This window comes from Winogradskyella sp. R77965 (assembly GCF_044594915.1).
In the GTDB taxonomy this organism is placed as follows: domain Bacteria; phylum Bacteroidota; class Bacteroidia; order Flavobacteriales; family Flavobacteriaceae; genus Winogradskyella.
The window spans coordinates 1,501,889-1,522,997 of the sequence record NZ_CP138990.1; the positions used below are offsets into that span (position 1 = coordinate 1,501,889).

Consider the following 21,109-nt stretch of genomic DNA (forward strand, 5'->3'; position numbering starts at 1 on the left):
ATGTCTGAGATTGATAACCTGCCAGAAGCAGATGGAAAAAGCGAAGTAGAATCTAAAGAGACTACTATCACCACAGAAAAAACTACAAAAGTAGAGAACAAAAATGATGTTGAGTCAACTCCTAAAAAAGTTGTTGACGAAACTGAAGTCGTTGAAGAAACTACCAATGAAGTTGAGCGCGAAATTGAAGATACTAAAGAAGCTAAACAAGTTGAAAGTGAATCTGAAATTGAAGATACTAAAGATGATCATGTCGATGAAATAGAAGCTTCTAATGCTGAAGACGCGGAGGATGAATCTAATGCAGAGCGCCATACCGTTGAAGAAAAAGATTACCATGTCATGACCATGGATCAATTGGTAACGGAATTCAACAGGTTGTTAAAGCACCATAAAATTCAGACAATTTCCAAACACGTTAATGAAATTAAAGGTGAATTTAATGCAAAATTCGGCCAACTCCTAGATGAGAAAAAAGAAGAATTCATAAATGATGGTGGAAACGAAATAGATTTTTATTATACAAACGATACTAAAAAGTTATTTAACACTCTTTATAAAGAATATAAGCAATCTATAAATGCTTATTACAAAGAAAGAGAACAAAATCTTAAGCAAAATCTAGAAAACAGATTAGCCATTATTGAAGAAATAAAGGGCTTACTCAATGTTGAAGAAAACATGGGTACTACCTACAAACACTTTAAAGAATTACAAGAAAAATGGCGTAATGCTGGTCCGATTCCAAGAGATAAGTACAATAATGCATGGAATACTTATCATCACCATGTGGAGCGTTTTTACGATTTCTTACATCTCAATAATGATTTGAGAGATATGGATTTTAAGCACAACTATGAGCAAAAATTAAAAATCATAGAACGTGCAGAAGAATTAGCCAAAGACGAGAATACCAATCGTTCTTTTAGAGAGCTCCAAGTTTTACACAAACTATGGAAAGAAGAGCTTGGTCCTGTTGGTAAAGCGCATAGAGAAGAAATTTGGGAACGTTTTAGTATTGCCACCAAAACGATACACGATAAGCGCCAAGCCTATTATGCAGACATGGACAAAGCGCATGAAAAAAATCTCGAGAGAAAAGAAGATATTATTGCGCAGATTAATGCTGTAAACGAAGACAGCTCAAGTTCTCATAGTGCTTGGCAGAAAAAAATAAAAACTATTGAAAAATTGCGTCAAGACTTTTTTAACGCTGGCAAAGTCCCTATAAAAGTTAACGAAGCGACTTGGTCTAAATTTAAGGAAGCAGTCAGGACTTTTAATCGTAGTAAGAATCAATTCTATAAAGAATTAAAGAAAGATCAGTACGAAAATCTTAACAAGAAAAAAGAATTAATTAAAATTGCTGAAGACAATAAGGATAATGAAGATTTTAAAACCGTTACTCCTTTAATGAAAAAAATTCAAAGCGACTGGAAAAAAATTGGTCATGTACCAAGACGAGATAGTGATAAAGTCTGGAAGCAATTTAAGGCGGCATGTAATCATTATTTTGATAGGATGCATGCTGAACGCAAGTCTGAAAATCAGCATTTGTATGATGCATTTGATAAAAAAGTAAAACTTCTTGACGATCTAAAAACATTGAAACTTACCGAAGATCCAAAAGCAGACATCAAAACATTACAAGATAAAATCTCTGATTGGAAAGATATTGGCCATGTACCACAGAACAAGCGTTATATTGATGGAAAATTTTACAAAGCCATTGATGATGCCTTCGATAAGTTAAAAATGGATAAATCGAAGTTAGAAATGGTGAAATTTGATAGCAAATTAGAGAATCTCGCCAATCCTGATGATACTAGACTACTGGATAATGAACAGAACTTTATTCGTAAAAAAATAGGTGAAGTACAATCTGAAATCACACAATTAGAGAACAATCTACAATTTTTCTCTAATGTAGATTCTGACAATCCGCTCGTTAAAGACGTGCATAAAAACATTGCTAATCACAAAAAAGAATTAGACACTTGGAAAGAAAAATTGTCTAAAGTCCGTGGCATGTACTCTTAAAACATAAAATAATACCAAATCAAAATCCATCTGTCTTAACAGATGGATTTTGCCCTAACTAAACTAAATTAACCTTAATTACAACCGCTTAAAATAATAATTAAGATCTCCTACTAAGATTATAAAAACGCTTTTTGTTTTTATATACAGTATTTACGTACAGAAATAACTTTTGGATGTTTTGATACAAAAATTTTGAAAGTTTTAACAAATTGCCACTCTATTTTTAAAAGAGCAATGCTTTTTTATCATTCCCGCGAATACAGGATTCAATGTTAATCATATAATAAAATGGACATCTATCTTTGTAGAAATGATAGCGCGTTATAATGATTTAGCCTCTTCCCAAAACACATCCATCTCATTAAGTGTCATGTCTTTTAAAGATTTATTCAAATCCTCAGCTTTACTTTCAAGATACTGAAAGCGTTTCATAAATTTTTTATTGGTGCGTTCTAAAGCATTCTCAGGATTAACTTTAAGGAAGCGTGCATAGTTTATCATGGAGAATAGTACATCACCGAATTCACTTTCAATTTTATCTCTATCGCCTTTAACTATTTCTGCTTTTAGTTCACTGAGCTCTTCCTCTACTTTTTCAAATACTTGTTCAGGATGTTCCCAATCAAAACCAACTCCTGCTACTTTATCTTGTATACGGTTTGCTTTTACCATAGCAGGTAAACTTTTTGGAACACCTTCAAGCACACTTTTCTTTCCTTCTTTAAGCTTCAGTTGTTCCCAATTTCGTTTTACATCTTCTTCATTTTCAACGATTACATCTCCATAAATATGTGGATGACGATTTACAATCTTATCGCAAATACTATGACAGACATCTGCAATATCAAAACTATTAGTTTCGCTTCCTATTTTAGCATAGAAAACAATGTGAAGTAATACATCACCCAACTCTTTTTTAACCTCATCTAAATCATTGTCTAAAATAGCATCACCAAGTTCGTAAACTTCTTCTATCGTTAAATGACGTAATGATTCTAAGGTTTGCTTTTTATCCCATGGACATTGCTCACGCAACTCGTCCATAATAATTAACAAGCGCTCAAAAGCCTCTAATTGCGATGTTTTATCTGACATGTTATTCTTCCTCAGAAGTATCTTCGTCTTCTTTAGATCCTTCTAAAGCATCTAAAAGATTATTTTTTTGAAGCAAGTTATACCATTGCACGACCTTCTTTATATCAGATGGATATACTCTATCTTCGTCATAATCTGGTAATACTTCAAAGAAGAATTCTTCTAAAGTGTCTTTGCCATCTTTATGACTAATCGTTGTTGGTTTTCCACCTTCTTTTTCCATTACTTTTTTAAGAACATCTCGTAAAGGTACCTCTTCGGTTAAAGTGTAAATCGCGATTTCACTGAGAATACTAATATTACTATGTGCACCAACAGTAATTCTCTTTTTGTCGATTAAAGATTCTACAACAGCTCCAGTTCTTGTCTGTGTAACGATTTGGTATAATCCTGGCTTTCCTGAAATGGATAAAATTTTATCTAAACTCATATATATTGTATTAACGTTTTCTGCTCATAGCAGGAAAACGCATTTTGTAATCAATTTTAATCTTACCCTTAGAAATATTAGTAAGCTTCCCTTTTATTAAACGCTTTTTAAATGACGATAGTTTGTCCGTAAATAAAACACCTTCAATATGATCATATTCATGTTGAATTACTCTAGCGATTAAACCATCATATTCTTCAATATGAGTTTTAAAATTTTCATCTTGATATTGAATTTTAATCTTTGGTTGTCTAAAAACATCCTCCCTTACATCTGGTATACTTAAACAGCCTTCATTAAACGCCCACTCATCACCTTCTTCTTCTAAAATTTGCGCATTTATAAACGTCTTTTTGAAGTTTTTCATCTGTTCTCTTTCCTTTTCAGAAAGATTCTCATCGTCAGAGAAAGGTTCAGTATCCACTAAAAAAATACGAATAGGCAGCCCAATTTGTGGAGCAGCCAAACCAACACCATACGCACCATACATAGTTTCGTACATATTTTCGAGAAGCTCATTTAGCTTAGGATAATCCTTATCTATTTCCTTTGCTTTCTTTTTTAGAACAGCATCGCCATAGGCAACGATTGGTAAAATCATGTTTTGTTTATTTTCGAGTGCAAAAATACAATACTTATTTAAGATTGGGAAGTCAAATAACTCTGTAGTATCAACGTTGCACTAATTTCATCAACCAAGGCTTTATTCTTACGTTGTTTTTTCTTGAGCCCACTATCAATCATGCTTTGAAATGCCATTTTGGACGTGAAACGTTCATCAACACGTTCAACCGGAATATCTGGAATTGTTTTAGCTAATTGTTCTAAGAATTTCTGAATATAATCTTCACTTTCTGAAGCTGTATTATCCATTTGTTTTGGTAAACCAACGACAAATTTATCTACAGTTTCTGTAGCCACATAATCTCTTAAGAATATAAGTAATACTTTAGTATCAACCGTTGTTAGACCAGATGCAATGATTTGCATCTCATCCGTAACGGCTATACCTGTTCGCTTTGTACCATAATCTATAGCTAAAATTCGTCCCATATTTTGCAAAGATACATTAATCGTTGGTTAGGATTAATGAAAAAGAACTGTAAAACCATGATTATGATAAACAAAAAAAACGCTTCCCAATAAAAGGAAGCGCTCTTAGTAGTCAATTTTAATTAAGTTAAGATCTATTACCCTCTAAATAAGTAAATCTCATTAATTACTTATAGGACACAATAAACATTAATAGGTCACATCTGTAATATAAATTTTGAAAAAAGAGAAAACTCCTCAATCCGATGGGGAGAGGAGTTTTCGAAATTAGCTATTAATTAAATTCTCAGATAAAGTTATTAGAAATAAACTATCATCGATTCAATCATTATATAAGACACAGTCTTTTTTAATAGGTCACATTTTTTTTGAAAAAGAATTTTACTTCAATTATTATAAAAGTATCTTTGGCACATAAATGTTAACATACACATGAAACGAGCATGTTAAAATCATTATCAAACATCGGAATGATTTATGGCAAACGGCATGTGACCTTTGAAAAACAATAAATATAAACACATGAAACAATTACAATCCGTTATAGAAAATGCATGGGAAGATCGTTCTCAATTAAAAAACACAGTCACTGTCGATGCTATTAGAAACGTTATTGACTTAATCGATGCTGGTACATTGAGAGTTGCAGAACCTACTGAAAATGGCTGGCAAGTCAATGAATGGGTAAAGAAAGCCGTTGTGTTATATTTCCCTATTCAAAAAATGGAAACTTTTGAGGTTGGTATTTTTGAGTATCATGATAAAATTCCACTTAAGCGTGATTATGCATCAAAAGGAATAAGAGTAGTCCCTCATGCAGTTGCAAGACATGGAGCGTATATTTCTTCTGGTACTATTTTAATGCCAAGTTATGTAAATATTGGTGCTTATGTAGATGAAGGTACTATGGTAGATACTTGGGCAACAGTTGGTAGCTGTGCGCAAATAGGCAAAAACGTGCATCTTTCTGGAGGTGTCGGTATTGGTGGTGTTTTAGAACCTTTACAAGCGTCTCCAGTAATAATCGAAGATGGAGCTTTTATTGGCAGTCGTTGTATTGTTGTTGAAGGAGTCAGAGTAGAAAAAGAAGCTGTTTTAGGAGCTAATGTTGTATTGACTATGAGTACAAAAATAATTGATGTTACTGGTGATGAACCTGTTGAAACAAAAGGAGTCGTTCCTGCACGTTCTGTAGTAATTCCAGGAAGTTATACTAAAAAATTCAAAGCTGGCGAATTTCAAGTTCCTTGTGCTTTAATAATAGGAAAGCGTAAAGAAAGTACAGATAAGAAAACATCATTAAATGATGCTTTACGTGAGTATGATGTAGCGGTTTAATATTATTTTTAAAACCTTGAAAATATTAATCATTCAACAAAAAATGATAGGTGATGTTTTAACTTCGAGCATTTTGTTTGAAGCTATTAAACTAAAATATCCCGATGCAGAGTTGCACTATGTTATTAACTCTCATACTTATCCAGTTGTTGAGCACAATCCTTTTGTAGATCAATTTCACTTTTTTACTCCACAGCACGAAAAAAGCAAACGTCAACTTTACATATTTGCAAAGCAACTTAAAAAAGAGAAATTTGATATTGTAGTTGATGTCTATTCAAAATTATCTAGTAATATAATTTCCTATATTTCTGCAGCTCAAACAAAAATATCTAAATACAAATGGTACACCTCTTTTATATACACTCATCTTATAGAAGAAAAAGATGTTTCTAATACTAATGCAGGACTAGCCATTGAAAATCGATTATTACATTTAGAACCCTTAGGTGTTAATACTTCCGAAATTATTAAACCCAAAATATACCTAACAGATACTGAAAAAGTTGAAGCGAAAAGGTTTCTAGAAACTAATGGTATTGAAATTTCTAAACCACTATACATGATAGGTGTTCTAGGCAGTGGTAGCGCTAAAACGTATCCTTTTGAGTTTATGGCACATATTATTGACCGCATTATTGAACAACAACCCAAAGGTCAGGTTTTATTTAATTACATACCGAATCAAATAGATGATGCTAAGGCAATATTCAACCTATGTAATGAACAAACTCAACAACAAATTCATTTCGACGTATTTGGTAAAAGTCTGCGAGATTTCTTAGCTATCACATCTTTTTGTGATGCTTTAATTGGTAATGAAGGTGGAGCTATAAATATGGCAAAAGCAATAGACATACCTACATTTACAATTTTTTCGCCTTGGATTCAAAAAGAAGTTTGGAATATTTTTGATGATGGTATAAGGCATGTCTCTGTGCACCTTAAAGATTATGACGAAGCTCATTATCGCAGTATAAAGAAATTCAAAGCATTAAAATCTAAATCTCACGCTTTATATACTAAGTTTAAGCCTTCATATTTTGAAACCGATTTAATCGATTTTTTAAAGCGTTTAAATAATTCTACTTCATCTTAATATAAAATTGATAGCTATTGAATCGCTTTAGGTATAACTTCAAAAATGCTATTTTTACCAAACAATGAGTTTAGGAATGATAAAATACTCTGGAGTTATAATTACCTATAACGAAGAACGCTATATTGAAACATGTATAAAATCACTTATTGATGTAGTGGACGAAATTATAGTTGTGGACTCCTACTCCACTGATAATACTAAACGTATTTGTGAAAGCTATAATGCAACGGTTATCGAGCAAGAATTTTTAGGTTACATTGAACAGAAAAATTTTGCACTGTCCCAAGCGAAATATGACTATATAGTTTCACTAGATGGTGATGAATCATTATCAGAAGAACTTCAAAAATCTATTTTAAAATTAAAAAATAATTGGCAATACGATGGTTATTATTGTAATAGATTAAATAATTTTTGTGGTCAGTGGATAAGGCATTCTGATTGGTATCCGAATAAAAAATTACGTGTTTTTGACCGTAGAAAAGGGGAATGGAAAGGTATTAATCCTCACGACGAAATTAAGCTAGCAGAGCATGCGACAAAAGCGGGAAAACTGATAGGAGATATTTTACACCTGACTTACCAGTCGTATTCTGAATTTAATTTAAAAATGGAAAAGTTTTCATCGATTTCAGCAGATTCATACTATAAACTTGGTAAAAAAGCTCCACTCTTTAAGATTATTTGGAATCCTTTTTGGGCATTTTTTAAAGCTTACTTTCTTAGACTTGGTTTCTTAGATGGCTTTAATGGTTTTATGATTTGTTATCAAACAGGTCATCTTACATTTTTAAAATATTCTAAGTTGCGTGAACTTTACAAAACCAAGAACTAAGATTTTTTCTTCCAAAACTTAAGTTTGTTTTTTAATCGACGTCGTCTCCAATAACGCTGCTGAAAATCTTGTGTATGCTGCCACATTAAATCAAATACTTTTTCAGATGACTCATTACAGCACTTAGCGTATTCGTCACTCATAGTTTTAATCATAGATTTATGAATGGTTAACTTGGCGAAGTTCTTAATACGCTCGTTTAAATCCATATTCTTAAACTCCATTCGGTTTAAATCCACCAAATAAAATTCATAGTTACCATTAACTTTCTTAATCAGCGTATTTCCTGGAGAATGATCCAAAAATTTCACTTGCTTTTCATGGAGCATATAAGTAAATCTTGTAAAAGCTCTTAAAATTACGTCATGATTAGGATAGCTTAAATCTGTAGTAAGTTCTCTATAAGTTAAGTCGCACTCCAATTGTTTTGAAATATAATAGCTCTTATTGAATAGAAACGCCGATTTATATTCGTAATAAGCAACAGGATAAGGAGTTCCAATATCTAAACCTTGAAGTTTTATTGCATATTCAAAAGAGCGCTGTGCCTTACTCTTTCTAAAAAAGCGATAGGCAACCTGATTTATAATATTTGGAATTCTAAAAGACTTAACATTGAGTGTTCTGTCTTCGAGCTTAAACAATTTTAAAGAATTTCTGTCCTGATTGCCAAAATCTTCCCCTTTTGTATCAAAATTGGTAATGATATCATCTAAAAACGTTTCGTGTTGCTTAAAGCTATTATGTATTTCTTTAACCTTAATCATTCAAGTATTTGTCAATACCATTATTACACCAAACTCGTTTTTTCCTTATTGTTTCCATTGCAATTTTATGATTCTCATTTAGTCCATCTCTGGAAGCTACTTTATGCCATATATGATAAACAATACCTCTGAACTTTAAACGCTTTCCATAAACTTTGTTATGTACCATCCTAAGAATGAGCTCAGTGTCATCTCTACCCCAACCAATTAAATCTTCATTATAACCGTTAACAGCTATAAAATCTTTTTTCCAATACGATAAATTACAACCTCTTAATTTCTTAGACATCATTGGCTGTGGTTTATATCTTTTCGCTAAAAAGGGAATATATAATCCACGTGGTCTCTTTTTTAAACCTTTAGAAAAAAATGAAAATTCTATTTTCTTATTCTTAAATATGTCACTTACAACATGCTCCTTAATATTAACCCTAGACCCAAACAAGTACATGTTTTTTTCTATTGCAGAAATATGATCTTCAACAAATCTTTTATGAACAATACAATCTCCATCTATTTGAATAATGTAATCACCTTTAGCTTTTGCAATAGCCTTATTCAAAATAACCTCTTTTTTAGAACCTGTATCCTCATGCCATACATGCTTTAGTGGAGTCGGAAAATTATTTTGAAATTTTTCAATCAAAAATTGTGTTTCTTTCTTAGAACCATCATCAGCTATAATGACCTCGTCTGGCAATTTTGTTTGTTTTTTTATACTTAAAAGAACTAGTTCTAAAGCTTGAGGCCAATTATATGTTGGTAAGACTAGAGTCGTGGATATATTCATGTTTTAATCCTATCATTTAAAGCAAAAGTAACCATATTTTTACAATCAAATTTTCATCCAAAATGATTATATATAATTTATTTATTGCTGTAGCTTCTTTTATATAAATCTTTAGGAATCTTGAATCATATCAAAGTTTAAAGGCTCACCCTTGTCTATATTTCTTAAAAAAGTTTTACCTAAAATACTTTTTAAATGCTTTGGATGCAACCCAAAACCTGGACGGATAGAGCGTACATTTTCGCTAGAAATAATATCACCTTCTTTGACATCTTCGACGACGAATAAAGATCTAGAAAACGCACGACTATTCTGTTTTGCTTCAGTTAACTCATAATCTATCGTTCCAAAGCTTTTTTCAGCATTTCTAACGGCTTTCACCATAGACTTAAACTCACCTTCGTCGAGAGAAAAATGAGCATCTGGTCCACCTATAGATTTATCTAAAATTATATGTTTCTCAATCACAGCAGCACCTAATGTTACTGCAACTACTGGTGCAGTTATACCCAAAGTGTGATCGGACAAGCCTACTTTTACATTAAATCGAGATGCAATATCTGGTATAGTTAATAAATTAGCATCCTCTATTTTCGCTGGATATTGAGATGTACATTTTAAAATAGTGATGTCATCATTACCTGCTTCTTTGCATGTTTTTATAGCCAGTTCAATATCTTCTATAGTTGCAATACCTGTTGAAATTATAATAGGCTTCCCTTTTTTAGCAACATATTCTATTAAAGGGATATCTGTAATTTCAAACGATGCTATCTTATAAATTGGAGTTTCTAAAGTTTCTAAAAAATCTACAGCTGTAAAATCGAAAGGTGATGAAAAACAGACGAGTCCTTCTTCTTTCGCAATATCGAATAATTGCTTGTGCCATTCCCAAGGTGTAAAGGCTTCTTTATAAAGGTCGTGCAGATAACGACCGTCCCATACCGTACCTTGGTCAATCTTAAAATACTTGTTCTTTACATCTAAAGTAATAGTATCTGCCGTATAAGTCTGTAATTTAACCGCATCTGCACCTGCTCGTTTTGCTGCTCGAATGGTCTCAATAGCAACGTTGATATCACCTTGGTGGTTTGCAGATAATTCTGCAATAATAAAGCACGACTGTTTAGGTGTTTGATTCATCTCTCTGTAACTGATATATTGCACTGTCGTGCCCTTTTACTTTGGTTTCTCTCAAGAATACATAACCGGCATTTTGAAACGATTTTATGGATGCTATATTATCCTTCTTTATATATGCAAAAATAGGTAATGTATTTGTTTTAAAATAGTCCTTGGCAGCGGCTGTTAAAAATCTTGAAGCCAACTGTTTTCCTCTAAAATATTTTGAAATAGTAATACCGACTACAGTATGCGTTTCGCCAATCGTAAAGCGAACTAATCCCGCTGCTTCGTCTTCGACTAGAGCCACTAAGAACATACAACTTTTATCTTTAAGTTTTTCAGTATACCATATATTATGATTGCTCAAAACTAATTTTTCTGAGTTAAAAGAATTTTGTCGAACTAGGTCATCATTAGACCAATCGAAAATTAATTTAGAATCTTCAATGGTTGCATTTCGAAGTTTTATTGAAAGCATCAAATGTAAAAAACGGTCTGTAATTTTACCATCAAATAACTTAGATTGGTTTGTTATAATAGCATTGTGATCCTCTTTATCTAGAATAGTCTCTATAGCTTCCCTAAAGTCATTTACTCCATATTTTGAAAAATCATTTCCTGGATAAATGACCTCGTCTTCTTTAAAAGCGTGATAAATATTCTTTTGATTTTCAACAAAATAACCTGATAATACTGGCATCTTAACACAACATATTTCATATAAAATTGTACTTGAAGGCACAATTGCAAAATTACATTGTTGCATTATGGTTATTAAATCTAACTCATTAAGATTTTGATGAATCTGTACTTTTCTATTTTCTTTAGCTATTTTGAAAATACTGGCATGCTTATAAGCTCCACCAAGCACAACATGTATTTGAATTATGCGGTCAAATTGTAAAAGTGCTTCAACAGCTTTCGATGTTAGGTCCAGAGCATCGGCGCCACCAAAGCAAACAAAAACAGTATTTATAGATTCAATATTTCGTTTTGTTTTTGCAGCCTCCAAAAACATGGGTCTTAAAATGGCGTATTTTGTTCCTAAATAAAAATTCGAACCTTGTGGTGCATTAAATAAAGTTCTATTTAGTTTTTGAGCATGATTAACAATACTATTAGCATATAGTTTTTCAGTTACTAAGTCATCTATATACATTAGATAAAATCCAGCATCAACCAATTGCTTTTGATAATCACCTATAAACTGATAGCCATCTGCAATAACGGTATCCGTTTCTGAGTTAAAATGATGAGATAACCATACTACCTCTTCAAGTAACGATATAGCGCTAGGTATTAAAAGTATGTTGTAAGATTCAGGTATGACTTTAACTTCGGAAGTTTCTCTAGTTACAAAACACACGTTATAGGCTTCCTTGTATATTTCGTACAATGCAAACATTCTGTACAAGTGACCTAAACCAGTTGAAGCATTACCGTCAGCCCTACAAATTAGTGTTCTCATTGTGTTTCTAGCAGTAATTTATACTTTAGTTCAGCAAGCTTCCAATCGGTTTCCGTATCTATATCTTGAGCTTCTAATTCTGAAATAATCAGAAGCACCAGAGTTTTTAGTAAATAGTTTTTTATCTTTTAATAAACTCGCTGTTTTGGACCAATAAAATTGCCCTGAATCATGAAAGCGCTTTTCTAAATCTTGAGAACGCGTTTTCTCATGGGTGTCCCAAACCATACTTACTTTATCATTTTGAATTTGTAATGCGCGTTGAATTGGATATGCAAATTCTAACACGGGAAACACACTGTCAAAATCATTATCAATTATAGTTTTATAACCTTCTTGAAGCTTTTCTTTAGACACAAAAGGTGCTGTCGGTAAAATACAGCAAACATAATCAAAGGAATATCCATCGGCTTTGTAACTACTTAACACCTCTAATAAAACATCTACTAAAGTGGCATAGTCATCTGCATTTTTATCTGACCTAAAAAAAGGTACTTTTGCTCCATAACTTTTAGCAATCTCAGCAATCTCCTCAGAATCTGTAGAAACCATAACCTCATCAAATAGGTTTGAGGCCAAAGCAGCTTCAATACTATAAGCTATAATAGGCTTTCCTAAAAAAGATTTTATATTTTTTTTAGGAATACGCTTACTTCCTCCTCTAGCTGGTATGATTGCTATTCTAGACATTATTAATTTTCAACAAAATTTAAAACCGATGCTATAACAAAATCTTGTTCGTCATTCGTTAATGTAGGGTACATTGGTAAACTAATGCACTGTTCATAATACATTTCAGCATTAACTAGGTCAGCTCCCTCATACCCTATTTCTTTATAATAAGGCAATGTATGCACTGGGATATAATGTATCTGAGCAAAGATGTGTTTTTCTCTTAAAGCCACATAGAGTGCTTTTCTATCTTTGACTTCAATTATAAATAAATGATGAGCATTATAACTATTCTCTGGTAGTGCTTGATATTTAACTTTAGTACCAAATGCATCTTTGTAACGTTTAGCAATTTCATTTCTGCGTTCAACACCTTTGCTATTTTTTGTAAGCTGTGTAATACCTAAAGCAGACTGAATATCTGTTAATCTGTAATTAAAACCAAGCGATTGCATTTCGTAAAACCAACCACCATGATTTTCACTCATATTATCTTTGGTAATTCCATGTGTTCTTAACACTGACAATTTATCGTATAACTCTTTAGAATTAGTTGTAAGCATACCTCCTTCTCCACACGCAATATGCTTTACAGGGTGAAATGAAAAGACACTTATATCTGCTAAACTTCCATTTCCACACATTTGTTTATCTCCTTTAGAATCTATAAAATAGCCTCCTGGAGCGTGGCATGCATCCTCTATTATCCACAAGTCATGAGCATCTGCTAAGCTTCTAAAGGCTTCTAAATCTACTGGTAAACCTGCAAAATCTACAGGTATTATACCTTTAAAATAGCCTTTGGGTTTACTTTCTATGAGTGCTTTTGTGCTGGCCAAACTTAAAATATAAGTATCTGGATCGATATCTGCGAACCACACTTCACCACCTGCATATCTAACACAATTGGCAGAAGCTGCAAAGGTAATTGGTGTTGTGATAACTCGATCCCCTTTTTCTAAATTTAAAGACATCACTGCAATATGTAGTCCTGCTGTTGCATTAGTTACAGCAACCGCATATTTTGAGCCAACGTAGTTTGCAAAAGCGTCTTCAAATTCCTTTACTTTTGGCCCTTGGGTTAAAAAATCTGCTTGTAATGTAGTAACAACGGCATCTATATCGTCTTGGTCTATATGCTGTCTTCCGTATGGTATTGCTTTCATTAGATTGAAAAATTTGGATCCACATGAATTTTAATTTGCTCTCGCAATGATGCTATAGTTTCCCACTCTGTATTTTTACCAGAGTCGTAACTAAACCCATCTGGTACGCGCTTAGCATTAAACTTTTTTACATAATCTTCTAAATCGAAATTTGGTTTTTGCGGAAGAATCGCATAATATTTTCCTAAATCCCAAGTATTTAAAGAATCTGAAGCTGTAATCATTTCTTCATGGAGCTTCTCTCCAGCTCGTATTCCAACTATTTCTTGTTTACATTCTGGTGCAATAGCTTCTGCCACATCAGTAATCTTATAGGACGGAATTTTAGGAACAAAAATCTCACCTCCCCAAGCACTTTCTAGAGCATTCATTACCATTTCGACACCATCATCTAGAGAAATATTAAAACGTGTCATTCTTGGGTCTGTAATTGGTATAACACCTTCTCTCTTTTTATTCATAAAAAATGGCATTACCGAACCATTAGAACCCATTACATTACCATAACGAACCACAGAAAACTTCACATCTCTATTACCTCTTATATTATTAGCGGCCACAAATAATTTATCTGAAGCCAACTTTGTCGCTCCATAAAGGTTGATTGGAGCAGCAGCTTTATCTGTAGATAAAGCAACGACATCTTTAACACCACAAGATAAGGCCGCATTTATTACATTTTCTGCACCAAGAATATTAGTTTTTACACATTCCATTGGGTTGTATTCCGCAATATGTACATGTTTCATTGCTGCTGCATGTATAACTACATCCACACCTTCAAAAGCTCTTAAGAGTCTATTTTTGTCTCTAACATCTCCTACAAAATATCGTATGGCCGGATAATCCTTTTCAGGATAATCCATTCCCATTTGGAAGTGCTTTTGCTCATCTCTCGATAAAATCACCAAGCGTCTTACATTTGGATATCGGCTTAAAATAATTCTGGTAAAAGCTTTACCAAAGGATCCTGTTCCTCCGGTTATAAGTATTGATTTGTTATTTAAATCTAGCATTATAATTGGTATATATACATTGTTATTATTTAAGCTGTTTAAGATATTAATTATTTCTTTAAATAATCAATTCCCAAATTATTTCTATAGCCTACATTTTTTAAATTATCTATGGCTCCTGAACATATGGTATGTGCTTCGTCAAAATAAATTGAGCTGTCCATATTTAAGACTTCAATTGGTAATATTTTAGGTAATATTTTAATGTTGGCATCTTTAAAAACGACTTCATAATCAATTTCTTCTCGCGGATGTAATTTTAAGTACACCTCCATGTCTTTAGCCTGTACATCCGTTATCATTTTTGAATAAATGGCTATCATTTCTTCTGGCGTAACCTTGAAACCTGATTGAATGAGCGGCTGGGTTAATATTACTGCCTTTTTCTTTTTAGAATAAACATCTAAAGCCTCTAAGTTAAAACATCTTCCAATATCTTTTTTATCTGTCTCTGATAAGTTATTCAACAATAATATTAAATCTAACTTTAAAGATTTGGCACGCAAAATAGGGTCTACCATCTTAGATGGCTCTTGGACTAGTATTTCTTTAACCTGTTTATCGTAGCCCATTAGTTTAGGAAAACCTAAAAGCTGCCTTTTTAAACGTCTTATATGGCGTGGCTTTTTTGTGTAGGTACCAATACCTTCTTCAATCATCCTAAACTTATTCTTAGGATATTTAATTAAAAAATAAGCCTTTGGCATAATTATGTGAAATAGATTTATTTCAGAATTCAAAATATAATTATGGTAATCTAAAATATGTGGGTTTTTCTTTTCAAATAAAGTTTTAAGTGTTTTAGACCTTTTAAATATGGAATTATACTTACTAGTATTTTTCTTCAAATCCTCAACAGGAGAGCTTCCTTTAAAACATATAACATCTTCAAAAGTCCTTAATGATCTTAAAGGTTCAGCATACATTCCTATACCTTTTGTGCCTTCTACATTAATAACAAGTAAGGTTTTTTTATCCTCCTTAATATTTTTATAAGATAACAATATAGTCACATAAATGTGATACACAGAATCAATAACATAAACTTGGTTCATGGGTCTATTTTAAACAAAAATACCATTCTTATTACTATTATAAAGATACGTCAAAGAAATACTGTTGTTATTTTAAAACATTAACTGCATATCGTATATTTGAGTTGAAAATACAGAACTTTTTTATGCTTTTTAATAATATAAGATCTCTGTAGTTTTAATTATTTTATGAATCATAAACAAGACTTAAATCGAAATATCTTAAATCTTATTGGAAGAAAAAGCAACTTGTTTACATCTGAAATAGACGCTTATAGGCATAAACTGGAAAAAATTATTTCATCTTCAAAATTCTTAGTGCTAGGAGGTGCTGGAACTATAGGACAAGCTGTAACAAAAGAAATTTTTAAGCGTAATCCTCTAAAACTTCACATCGTTGATATTAGTGAAAATAATTTAGCAGAATTAGTAAGAGACATAAGAAGTTCATTTGGTTATATTAATGGTGATTTTAAAACTTTTGCATTAGATATTGGTTCCTTAGAATATGATGCATTTATTGCTTCAGATGGAAATTATGATTATGTGCTTAATCTTTCAGCATTAAAACATGTACGAAGCGAAAAAGATGCATTTACATTGATGCGAATGATTGATGTCAATATTTTTAATACCGAAAAAACTATTCAGCAATCCATTGATAAAAGCGTAAAAAAATACTTTTGTGTTTCTACAGACAAAGCCACTGATCCTGTGAATATGATGGGAGCATCTAAACGTATTATGGAACTATTTTTAGTGCAAAAAAGTAAGGACATCAATATTTCTACTGCACGCTTTGCTAATGTCGCGTTTTCTGATGGTTCATTGTTACATAGCTTTGAACAACGCATAAAAAAAAGACAACCAATTGTTGCTCCAAGTGATATTAAAAGATATTTTATTACACCTCAAGAATCTGGTCAACTATGTTTAATGTCTTGTATTTTTGGCGAAAATCGAGATATTTTTTTTCCAAAACTTAACAACGATCTTAACCTTATTAGTTTTGCTGATATTGCCTTAAAATATGTTGCAGCTTTAGGTTATGAACCTCATTTATGCGATAATGAAGATGATGCAAGAGCATTAGCTAAAACGCTGCCTCAAACAAGTAAATGGCCTTGTTTATTTACTAAAACCGATACCACTGGAGAAAAGGATTTTGAAGCGTTTTATACAGAAAATGAAAAATCGGATATGGAATACTTTAATAGCATTGGAATCATTAAAAATGAGATAAAACCAGATATTGAAGACAAACTCAGCTTATTTTCTGAGTCTTTAGAGCAACTAAAAGCGAAAAAAACTTGGTCAAAGGAAGATATTGTCAATTTATTTCATAAAATATTACCAAACTTTAACCACAGAGAAACAGGTAAAAACCTAGACCATAAAATGTAACCGATGCTTAATAAAATAGATGTTGTAATTATGGCAGGAGGCAAAGGCGAACGTCTAATGCCATTAACAGAGCGCACTCCAAAACCGCTTTTAAAAATAGGAAAAAAGCCAATAATTGAATATAACACAGATCTTTTGGCATCTTATGGCATAAAACATATACATATTACAGTCAACTATTTAGGAGACCAAATAATCTCCTATTTTAAAGATAATAATGGCCATCAAATTGAATTCAATTTTATTAAAGAGGATAAAGCGTTAGGTACTATTGGTGCACTAAAACTAAAAGAAAATTTTAAAAAAGATTATATATTGGTAATGAATGCTGATTTACTTACTAATGTAAACTTTAATACCGTTTTTAATGATTTTCTTTCAAAAGAAGGAGATGCTTTAATAGCAACTATCCCTTATAAAGTTAATATTCCTCATGGTGTGATAGAAACCAAAGCGGGCTATGTAACAGACTTAAAAGAAAAACCTTCCTACACCTATTACTCTAATGCAGGTATCTATATATTTAAAAAAGAATTTTTAGATTTAATACCAGAAAACACCTTTTTTAATGCCACAGACTTAATTGAAATCTTATTGGCAGAAGGTAAAAAAATCATTAATTATCCAATTTTAAATTATTGGTTAGATATTGGAAAACACGAAGATTTTGAAAAAGCCCAAAAAGATATAGAACACATAAAGTTTTAGAACAAAATTTGTAAACTGGTATTTCAAAATACTAAATCATACTTTCACTACAAAAAGCGTCATATTCATTTTAAAAGATTAGCCTTGTATCGTATCTTTGCAAAGCTAAAAAATACAGTTATTTTCTTTTTAAAATTAGAATAACTATTGGTGTAATAACGATATGAATCACAAACGCGCATTAAAACATAATATTTTCGATATCATTTCGAAATCTGCTGAAGAATTTAAGATGGATAGCTTTGTTATTGGTGGTTTTGTGCGCGATTATTTGTTAGAACGCGGTGATGCAAAAGATATTGATATTGTCGCTGTTGGTAGTGGTATTAAATTAGCAAAACAAGTCGCTAAAAATCTACCAAACCAACCAAAGGTTCAAGTTTTTAAAACCTACGGAACTGCCATGTTACGCTACGATGATATTGAGATTGAATTTGTAGGTGCACGTAAAGAAAGTTATACGGAAGATAGCAGAAATCCTGTTGTAGAAAATGGTACTTTAGAGGATGACCAAAATCGACGTGACTTTACTATAAATGCATTAGCCTTAAGTTTAAATAAGGATAGTTTTGGCGATTTATTAGATCCATTTAATGGTATTAGTGATTTAGATAAAGGGATTATAAGAACACCTTTAAGCCCAGATATAACTTATAGTGATGACCCTTTACGCATGATGCGCGCCATTCGTTTTGCAACACAGCTTAACTTTAATATTGAAGATTCGTCACTCAAAGCTATTACTGATAATAAAGCTCGAATAAAAATTATCACTAAGGAACGTATTGTAACAGAGTTACATAAAATCCTTGAAAGCCAAACACCATCTATCGGTTTTATTCTGCTCGAAAAAACAGGCTTATTAAATTATATTCTACCTGAGCTTACCGCTTTAAAAGGTATAGATGAAATTGAAGGTCAACGTCATAAAGATAATTTCTATCACACTTTAGAAGTTGTTGATAATATTGCCAAAACAACAGATAACTTATGGTTGCGTTGGGCTGCACTTTTGCATGATATAGGAAAAGCACCAACTAAGAAGTTTCATAAAACAATTGGTTGGACATTCCATGCTCATGAATTTGTAGGATCTAAAATGGTCTATAAATTATTCAAACGCCTTAAAATGCCATTGAATGACAAAATGAAATTTGTACAGAAAATGGTATTTATGAGTTCGCGACCAATTGTCTTAGCGACAGATGTCACAGATGCTGCTGTCCGTCGATTGGTTTTTGATGCTGGTGATTATGTTGATGATTTAATGACCCTTTGCGAAGCAGATATCACAACTAAGAATCCTAAGAAATTTAAAAGATATCACAATAATTTTCAAAAAGTTAGAGAAAAAATAGTTGAAGTTGAGGAACGTGACCATATTCGAAATTTTCAACCACCAGTTACAGGTGAAGAAATTATGAAAACTTTTAACCTGAAACCTTCGAGAGAAATTGGAGTTATTAAAGAAGCCATTAAAGAAGCTATTTTAGAAGGTGAGATTCCGAATGAGCATGGTGCCGCTTTTCAGCTGATGTTAGAAAAAGGAAAAAATTTAGGACTTAAAGTCAATGAATAATGATAAAACTCATTAGAACAAATTCAGAAGATAAAGACTTTATAGGTTTAGTAAAACAGCTTGATGCGTATTTAAAAATAACTGACGGTGATGAACACGGTTTTTATAATCAGTTCAATTCTATAGATACATTAAATCATGTCGTTATTGCTTATTTGAATGACAAACCAGCTGGCTGTGGTGCTTTTAAAGCATTTAATAAAACTAGTGTAGAAATAAAGCGCATGTACACTTCAACTGAAACTCGCGGAAAAGGAATTGCGACACAAATTTTAAATGAACTTGAAGATTGGGCTAAAGAACTAGGTTTTTCGTCTTGTGTACTAGAAACTGGCATTAGGCAAACTGAAGCTGTTCAGTTTTATAAAAAGAATTTATATAAAATCACACCGAATTATGGTCAATACTTAGGCATTGAAAATAGTTTGTGTTTTGAAAAAATATTAAAAAATGAAGAAGGATAATAAAGGAGTCTTCTATTGGCTACTTATAGGTTGTATTTTAATTTTTATAATGGTAATTGTCGGAGGAATTACAAGACTGACACATTCTGGGTTATCAATTTCTAACTACAAGTTAATTTCAGGAACCATTCCGCCTATGAATGCTGTAGAATGGAATGAAGCGTTTGATCTTTACAAGCAATATCCAGAATATCAGAAGTTGAACTACAACATGAATCTAGAAGAGTTTAAAGATATATACTTTTGGGAATGGATTCATAGAGTAATCGGTCGTTTCATAGGCTTGGTTTTCATTATTCCATTCCTCTATTTTTTAATTCGAAAACGACTTACCAAATCAACCATAAAAAAAGCAGTCATACTTCTTATTATGGGAGGTTTTCAAGGATTTTTAGGTTGGTATATGGTGAAAAGTGGTTTGGTAGATCGACCAGATGTTAGTCATTACAGACTTGCCGCTCACCTAACCACAGCTTTTCTAACTTTTGCATATACATTTTGGGTCGCTTTAGATTTAATATTTCCTGATAAAAAAGTGGTTGAAAAGAAATTCCGAAATTTTATTAGAATAGGTTTAGTAGTGCTCGTAATTCAAATTATATATGGTGCTTTTGTAGCCGGTTTAGATGCTGGTTGGATTCATAATAATTGGCCATTTATGAATGAAGGTAAACTCATTCATGAAACCGTATATACAGAACAAAACCCAACGTATTTAAACTTTATTGAAGGTAAAAGTGGTGTACAGTTTGTACACCGAACTTTAGCTTACGTTGTCGTCATTTTTATAATATTAATATGGTACAAAGCAAAACGAATGACATTAACAGCTCTGCAGACTAAAGGAATTAATGGCCTTTTAATAATGGTTGGTATTCAGTTTTTATTAGGTGTTTTAACGTTGATTTACGCAGTACCTGTTTGGTTAGGTGTACTACATCAAGTAGGTGCATTTATTTTATTAAGCGTCATGATTTTTACATTACATCGTTTCAGTAAATAATTAAAAAATCGATTAAC

General features: G+C 32.1%; 21 protein-coding genes. 9 read left to right on the forward strand and 12 right to left on the reverse strand.

From position 1 onward, the window contains the following. Positions 1–2,040, forward strand: a complete 2,040-nt coding sequence (locus SJY34_RS06730) for a DUF349 domain-containing protein (protein ID WP_400080396.1) — start codon at positions 1–3, stop codon at positions 2,038–2,040. Between the two features lie 324 nt (positions 2,041–2,364). Here the strand turns inward: SJY34_RS06730 and mazG are convergent, their stop codons facing one another. Genes mazG through ruvX form a run of 4 tightly spaced genes read right to left on the reverse strand, consistent with a single transcriptional unit; the run spans position 2,365 to position 4,621 of the window. Continuing rightward, positions 2,365–3,138, reverse strand: coding sequence for a nucleoside triphosphate pyrophosphohydrolase (gene mazG, locus SJY34_RS06735; protein WP_400080398.1), 774 nt, complete (start codon positions 3,136–3,138; stop codon positions 2,365–2,367). A gap of 1 nt (position 3,139) precedes the next feature. Then, complete coding sequence (locus SJY34_RS06740; RefSeq protein WP_400080401.1) at positions 3,140–3,568, reverse strand: DUF5606 domain-containing protein; 429 nt, start codon at positions 3,566–3,568, stop codon at positions 3,140–3,142. A 10-nt stretch (positions 3,569–3,578) separates the two neighbouring features. After that, positions 3,579–4,169, reverse strand: a complete 591-nt coding sequence (gene def / locus SJY34_RS06745; RefSeq protein WP_400080404.1) for a peptide deformylase — start codon at positions 4,167–4,169, stop codon at positions 3,579–3,581. 38 nt (positions 4,170–4,207) lie between these two features. After that, the gene (ruvX, locus tag SJY34_RS06750; protein WP_400080407.1) at positions 4,208–4,621 is read right to left on the reverse strand and encodes a Holliday junction resolvase RuvX; all 414 of its coding nucleotides are present in this window, start codon (positions 4,619–4,621) and stop codon (positions 4,208–4,210) included. A gap of 522 nt (positions 4,622–5,143) precedes the next feature. Here ruvX and SJY34_RS06755 point away from each other — a divergent pair. From SJY34_RS06755 to SJY34_RS06765, 3 genes are all read left to right on the forward strand, one after another. Next, positions 5,144–5,959 carry a 2,3,4,5-tetrahydropyridine-2,6-dicarboxylate N-succinyltransferase gene (locus SJY34_RS06755; RefSeq protein ID WP_400080410.1) on the forward strand — a complete coding sequence of 272 codons (816 nt, stop codon included), beginning with the start codon at positions 5,144–5,146 and terminating at the stop codon, positions 5,957–5,959. Positions 5,960–5,975: 16 nt separating this feature from the next. Continuing rightward, a complete protein-coding gene (locus tag SJY34_RS06760; RefSeq protein ID WP_400080412.1) occupies positions 5,976–7,058 on the forward strand; it encodes a glycosyltransferase family 9 protein in 1,083 nt (360 codons plus the stop codon). 64 nt (positions 7,059–7,122) lie between these two features. Further along, positions 7,123–7,896, forward strand: a complete 774-nt coding sequence (locus tag SJY34_RS06765) for a glycosyltransferase family 2 protein (protein WP_400080415.1) — start codon at positions 7,123–7,125, stop codon at positions 7,894–7,896. On the opposite strand, the gene SJY34_RS06770 is transcribed toward SJY34_RS06765, so the two are convergent. From SJY34_RS06770 to SJY34_RS06805, 8 genes are all read right to left on the reverse strand, one after another. Beyond that, positions 7,893–8,663 carry a lipopolysaccharide kinase InaA family protein gene (locus SJY34_RS06770; protein ID WP_400080418.1) on the reverse strand — a complete coding sequence of 257 codons (771 nt, stop codon included), beginning with the start codon at positions 8,661–8,663 and terminating at the stop codon, positions 7,893–7,895. The two genes, SJY34_RS06765 and SJY34_RS06770, sit on opposite strands and share 4 nt — an antisense overlap. Then, positions 8,656–9,453, reverse strand: coding sequence for a glycosyltransferase family 2 protein (locus SJY34_RS06775; RefSeq protein WP_400080421.1), 798 nt, complete (start codon positions 9,451–9,453; stop codon positions 8,656–8,658). The genes SJY34_RS06770 and SJY34_RS06775 overlap by 8 nt, the downstream gene beginning before the upstream one ends. 111 nt (positions 9,454–9,564) lie before the next feature. After that, entirely contained in the window at positions 9,565–10,596 is a 1,032-nt protein-coding gene (gene pseI, locus SJY34_RS06780) for a pseudaminic acid synthase (RefSeq protein ID WP_400080424.1), read from the reverse strand. Continuing rightward, positions 10,580–12,046, reverse strand: coding sequence for a UDP-2,4-diacetamido-2,4,6-trideoxy-beta-L-altropyranose hydrolase (pseG, locus tag SJY34_RS06785; protein ID WP_400080427.1), 1,467 nt, complete (start codon positions 12,044–12,046; stop codon positions 10,580–10,582). Before pseG ends, pseI begins: the two co-directional genes overlap by 17 nt. Before the next feature lie 30 nt (positions 12,047–12,076). Further along, on the reverse strand, positions 12,077–12,736 hold the full coding sequence (gene pseF, locus SJY34_RS06790) for a pseudaminic acid cytidylyltransferase (protein WP_400080430.1): 660 nt from the start codon (positions 12,734–12,736) through the stop codon (positions 12,077–12,079). Positions 12,737–12,738: 2 nt separating this feature from the next. Then, a complete protein-coding gene (gene pseC, locus SJY34_RS06795) occupies positions 12,739–13,884 on the reverse strand; it encodes a UDP-4-amino-4,6-dideoxy-N-acetyl-beta-L-altrosamine transaminase (protein WP_400080433.1) in 1,146 nt (381 codons plus the stop codon). Continuing rightward, entirely contained in the window at positions 13,884–14,900 is a 1,017-nt protein-coding gene (gene pseB / locus SJY34_RS06800) for a UDP-N-acetylglucosamine 4,6-dehydratase (inverting) (RefSeq protein WP_400080436.1), read from the reverse strand. Before pseB ends, pseC begins: the two co-directional genes overlap by 1 nt. A 50-nt stretch (positions 14,901–14,950) precedes the next feature. Beyond that, a complete protein-coding gene (locus SJY34_RS06805) occupies positions 14,951–15,955 on the reverse strand; it encodes a glycosyltransferase family 52 (protein ID WP_400080439.1) in 1,005 nt (334 codons plus the stop codon). Between the two features lie 168 nt (positions 15,956–16,123). On the opposite strand from SJY34_RS06805, the gene SJY34_RS06810 reads away from it, so the two are divergent. The 5 genes from SJY34_RS06810 (at position 16,124) to SJY34_RS06830 (ending at position 21,092) form a co-directional block, all read left to right on the forward strand. Further along, a complete protein-coding gene (locus SJY34_RS06810; RefSeq protein ID WP_400080441.1) occupies positions 16,124–17,338 on the forward strand; it encodes a UDP-N-acetylglucosamine 4,6-dehydratase in 1,215 nt (404 codons plus the stop codon). Between the two features lie 3 nt (positions 17,339–17,341). Then, a complete protein-coding gene (locus SJY34_RS06815) occupies positions 17,342–18,046 on the forward strand; it encodes a sugar phosphate nucleotidyltransferase (protein WP_400080444.1) in 705 nt (234 codons plus the stop codon). 163 nt (positions 18,047–18,209) lie between these two features. Next, on the forward strand, positions 18,210–19,625 hold the full coding sequence (locus tag SJY34_RS06820) for a CCA tRNA nucleotidyltransferase (RefSeq protein ID WP_400080447.1): 1,416 nt from the start codon (positions 18,210–18,212) through the stop codon (positions 19,623–19,625). Continuing rightward, complete coding sequence (locus SJY34_RS06825) at positions 19,625–20,089, forward strand: GNAT family N-acetyltransferase (protein ID WP_400080450.1); 465 nt, start codon at positions 19,625–19,627, stop codon at positions 20,087–20,089. Before SJY34_RS06820 ends, SJY34_RS06825 begins: the two co-directional genes overlap by 1 nt. After that, positions 20,076–21,092: a COX15/CtaA family protein gene (locus tag SJY34_RS06830; RefSeq protein WP_400080453.1), complete on the forward strand. Its 1,017-nt coding sequence runs from the start codon at positions 20,076–20,078 to the stop codon at positions 21,090–21,092. Before SJY34_RS06825 ends, SJY34_RS06830 begins: the two co-directional genes overlap by 14 nt. Positions 21,093–21,109 lie beyond the last annotated feature (17 nt).